Source organism: Pedobacter sp. 01T416_2, from assembly GCF_056398925.1.
Genome location: NZ_JBFTQI010000554.1, coordinates 1 through 4,009, shown reverse-complemented (window position 1 = coordinate 4,009; position 4,009 = coordinate 1). Strand labels below are relative to the sequence as shown.

Genomic DNA, 4,009 nt, shown 5'->3' with positions numbered 1-4,009 from the left:
GCCACGGAAGCACTGAAGGCACGGAGAAGTTAACATAGTGAGGTCAGATCGTAACATCTGACCTTTTATCTTATTGAATCATTCACTATTCAACTGTGGTCTTCTCTTCAAGGTTGATGGCTCACCAACCTCAATCCCTATCTCAACTATGTATCCTCAGCCTATGCCCTTATAGTGAGGTCAGATGTTACCATCTGACCTTTTAGCAAATCTAACTCCTGTAAAATACTCAATTTAGTGTCAGATGGCAACATCTGACACCACCTAAAGCAGGTTAACTTACCCAAACTGCAACATTTCCATTAACATCCTTCAACCCTACCCCATATTTCATAAATTAGCTTATCAAATAATCAACCCTAACTAATTATGAATAAAAAACTACTATTTTCTGCGCTATTGCTATGCACTTCAACCTGCATATTTGCGCAAGACAAAAAAATAATCGACAATATTGTTAAAGAAGTGAACGACAACTCTCAATTGGAGAAACTCGCTCACGAACTTTTAGATGTTGTAGGGCCACGTTTAGTTGGTTCACCACAAATGAAACAGGCCAATGATTGGGCCGTAAAAAAATATAGCGATTGGGGGATCTCTGCAAAAAATGAAAAATGGGGCGAATGGGCCGGCTGGGAAAGAGGCATTACGCACATCGATTTAATAAGTCCGCGGGTTAGGACCTTAGAAGGTACGCAATTGGCTTGGAGTCCTTCTACAAACGGTAAAGCCATTAATGCAGAAGCGATTATCCTTCCGGCAATTACAGACTCGGTATCTTTTCAAAAATGGTTACCAAATGTAAAAGGTAAAATCGTATTGATTTCGATGAATCAACTATCCGGCCGACCAGAAAAAAACTGGGAAGAGTTTGCCACCAAAGATTTGTTCGAGAAATTTAAAAAAGAAAAAGCCGATGCCGCTAAAGCGTGGACAGCCAGTATAGCCAAAACGGGTTTAACAGCAAAAAYACTTCCTGTAGCCATAGAAAATGCAGGTGCAGTAGCAGTAGTGATCAATAACTGGTCGCAGGGTTTTGGCGTAGATAAAATTTTCGGTGCAAATACTAAAAAGGTTCCAACTTTAGATTTATCTGTTGAAGATTACGGCTTGGTTTACCGCTTGGCTTTAAATGGCGATAAACCTAAGTTAAGAATCGAAGCAGATGCTAAGAAATTGGGCATAGTACCAACCTTTAATACCATAGCCGAAATTAAAGGCACACAGAAACCAAACGAATACGTGATGCTTTCGGCACATTTCGATTCGTGGGATGGCGCAAGCGGCGCTACAGATAATGGTTCTGGTACCATTTTAATGATGGAGGCCATGCGCATTCTAAAAAAAATCTATCCCAACCCTAAACGTACCATTTTGGTTGGCCATTGGGGAAGCGAAGAGCAGGGCTTAAATGGTTCAAGGGCTTTTGTAGAAGATCATCCGGAAATTGTAAACAATCTTCAGGCATTGTTTAACCAAGATAACGGTACAGGCCGGGTGGTGAATATTGGCGGACAAGGCTTTGCTAAATCGAAAGATTATATTACCCGCTGGTTGGCTGCAGTACCAGATACCATTAAAAACCAGATCAAAACAAATTTCCCAGGATCGCCTGGTGCAGGAGGTTCTGATTTTGCTTCTTTTGTCGCTGCCGGAGCATTAGGCTATTCGCTAAGTTCTACCAGCTGGGATTATGGCACATACACCTGGCACACCAACCGCGACAGTTACGATAAATTGGTTTTCGATGAAATCAGAAGCAATGTAATTTTAGCTGCCATTATGGTTTATATGGCCTGCGAAGATCCGGAGAAAACTTCAACTGAAAAAGYGACCGATTTACCTGTAAACGAACGCACCGGAAAACCAGCAACCTGGCCGGTACAGACTAAATCGAATAGGAAAGGCGGGTTGTAAATAAAAATTTTGAACCGTTTTACAAAAGAGCATTTGGAAACAGGTGCTCTTTTCATTTAGAATCAAGGATACAAAGAGTATAATCCAGTAATGATTCTTGAGGTCGTCGAGGTTGTATCATAAATATAGATTTGTCATCCTGAGCTTGTCGAAGGACCTGTTTAAATACGCTTTAAGGTGTTTCGACAGGCTCAACATGACAGCATCTGGGCTGAAATCGCCTTTATGATACAATCTCCTTATTGCAGGAAAGATGCTGAAATAAATTCAGCATAACGATCTTACAAAAAAGAATATTTATTCCTCTTTCTTCTGGAACTTATAAAACAGATACCCCAAAAAAGGCAGAATCAATACACTCCCCAATAAAAGTGCTAAACCCAAACTGTAAATTGTTTTTTCGGGTCCAACGGTTTCTAGCAACGAAATCGCATCTCCGTTCTTTAAACGAATAAAGTTTGGAAAATGCGCGTAACTAATGGCCAAAAGGATCATCGTCACCTGAAAGCCAGCTAAAATGCGTAAAACTTTTGTTTTACCTTTAATTAGCAGGTACCATAACAACACAAGGGATAAACTTGCCAAAATAATGGCCGATAAACCGACATTGCTCTTAAAAACCCAATCAGTCAAGGGAATTTTATCCCGCTGTGCAGCGATAAACACCATGGCACCAAAAACTACGGCAGCCACGTTCATAAATTCCGCCTTTTTAATAAAACGGCGTTTATCATGTGCTTCTTTTGTTTCACCTATGAGGTAAATCGCGGCAAGAAAACCGCAGAGCGCGACCGTAAACAAGCCCACAGCAACAGAAAACCAATTCAACCAGCCAGAAATATACGCAGTATAAAAATCGTTCGCCTGTGTATCGATATGGCCTGAAATCAAGCTTCCGGCAATAATACCAAGAAACAATGCAGTTACAAAACTCGAATACCTAAATATGCGGTTATAAAGCCACTGCATATCATCTTTAACAGCATCGTAATGACGGAATACGAAAGCGGTGCCCCGTGCAATAATTCCGATGAGCATAATCGCCAATGGAATATGCAGATAAACGGACATGGTGATATAAATATGCGGGAAACCTACGAAAAGGATTACAATGGCAATAATCAGCCACATATGGTTTGCCTCCCAAACCGGACCAATAGCCTGATACATGGTTTTACGGGTTTTACTTCTATTCTTTGTTGAAGTGAATAGCTCTATAATCCCTGCACCAAAATCGGCCCCACCCAATAAAAAATAGAGCAGAATGGCCATGCATAAAAATGTAATTACAACTTGTTCCATATTAAGATGATTACACAGATTTTTTGATTACACAAATCATAATTATGTGGTTAATTAATTATTTCGTTTCTGGTTTATTATAGAGTACAGGCACCATTTTAATCTGGCGGTAAAGCAAAAACGTTACAATAACGCTTAAAGAAACGTAAATGGCTGAAAAGATATAAAACGAATAGGCAATACCCGGCATCGGCGTAACGGCATCTTTAGTGCGCATAATACCATAAATAATCCACGGCTGCCTACCAACCTCTGTAACTACCCAGCCGGCCTCTAAAGCAATGTAACCAAGCGGAATGGCCACAACAAATAATTTCAGCAGCCAGCGTTTCTCGGTCAAAGGTTTCTTTTTAAATAAAGTGAAGAAATAAGTTAAGGATACTAAAAGTAGCAGTGTGCCAATTCCAACCATAATCTGGAAAGCATAATGGGTTATGGCTAYCGGAGGATGCTCGTTTTCTGGAATCTGATCTAAACCCTTTACTTCAGCTTTGAAATCGCCATGTGCCAAAAAACTTAAAGCACCTGGAATTTCGATTGCACCTTTCACGGTTTTATCTTTCTCGTTCACAATTCCACCAATCAATAGCGGGGCAGGTTTTTCGGTTTTGTACAATGCCTCCATAGCCGCAAGTTTAGCAGGTTGCCTTTTGGCTACATCTTTTGCCGAAATATCGCCACTTAAAGGCTGCAATAATGCGCCAATGCAAGCAAATATGGCCGCTATTTTAAAAGCTTTCAGATGAAATTCTTTATTACGGTCTCTCAAGATCATTAAGGCATGTACACC

General features: G+C 40.4%; 3 protein-coding genes. 1 reads left to right on the top strand and 2 read right to left on the bottom strand.

Going from position 1 to position 4,009, the window contains the following annotated elements:
• The first annotated feature begins 369 nt into the window (after window positions 1-369).
• Entirely contained in the window at window positions 370-1,917 is a 1,548-nt protein-coding gene (locus AC1DPQ_RS20140; protein ID WP_477610673.1) for a M20/M25/M40 family metallo-hydrolase, read from the top strand.
• Window positions 1,918-2,214: 297 nt separating this feature from the next.
• Here AC1DPQ_RS20140 and AC1DPQ_RS20135 read toward each other — a convergent pair whose 3' ends face one another.
• On the bottom strand, window positions 2,215-3,219 hold the full coding sequence (locus AC1DPQ_RS20135; RefSeq protein ID WP_477610672.1) for a cytochrome d ubiquinol oxidase subunit II: 1,005 nt from the start codon (window positions 3,217-3,219) through the stop codon (window positions 2,215-2,217).
• A 58-nt stretch (window positions 3,220-3,277) separates the two neighbouring features.
• Window positions 3,278-4,009, bottom strand: a 732-nt coding sequence (locus AC1DPQ_RS20130) for a cytochrome ubiquinol oxidase subunit I (RefSeq protein ID WP_477610671.1), incomplete at its 5' end; no start/stop codon positions are given.

Coding starts and splice junctions, on each gene's coding strand:
- AC1DPQ_RS20135 (WP_477610672.1), bottom strand. CDS start 3,219: ATGGAACAAGTTGTAATTACATTTTTATGCATGGCCATTCTGCTCTAT.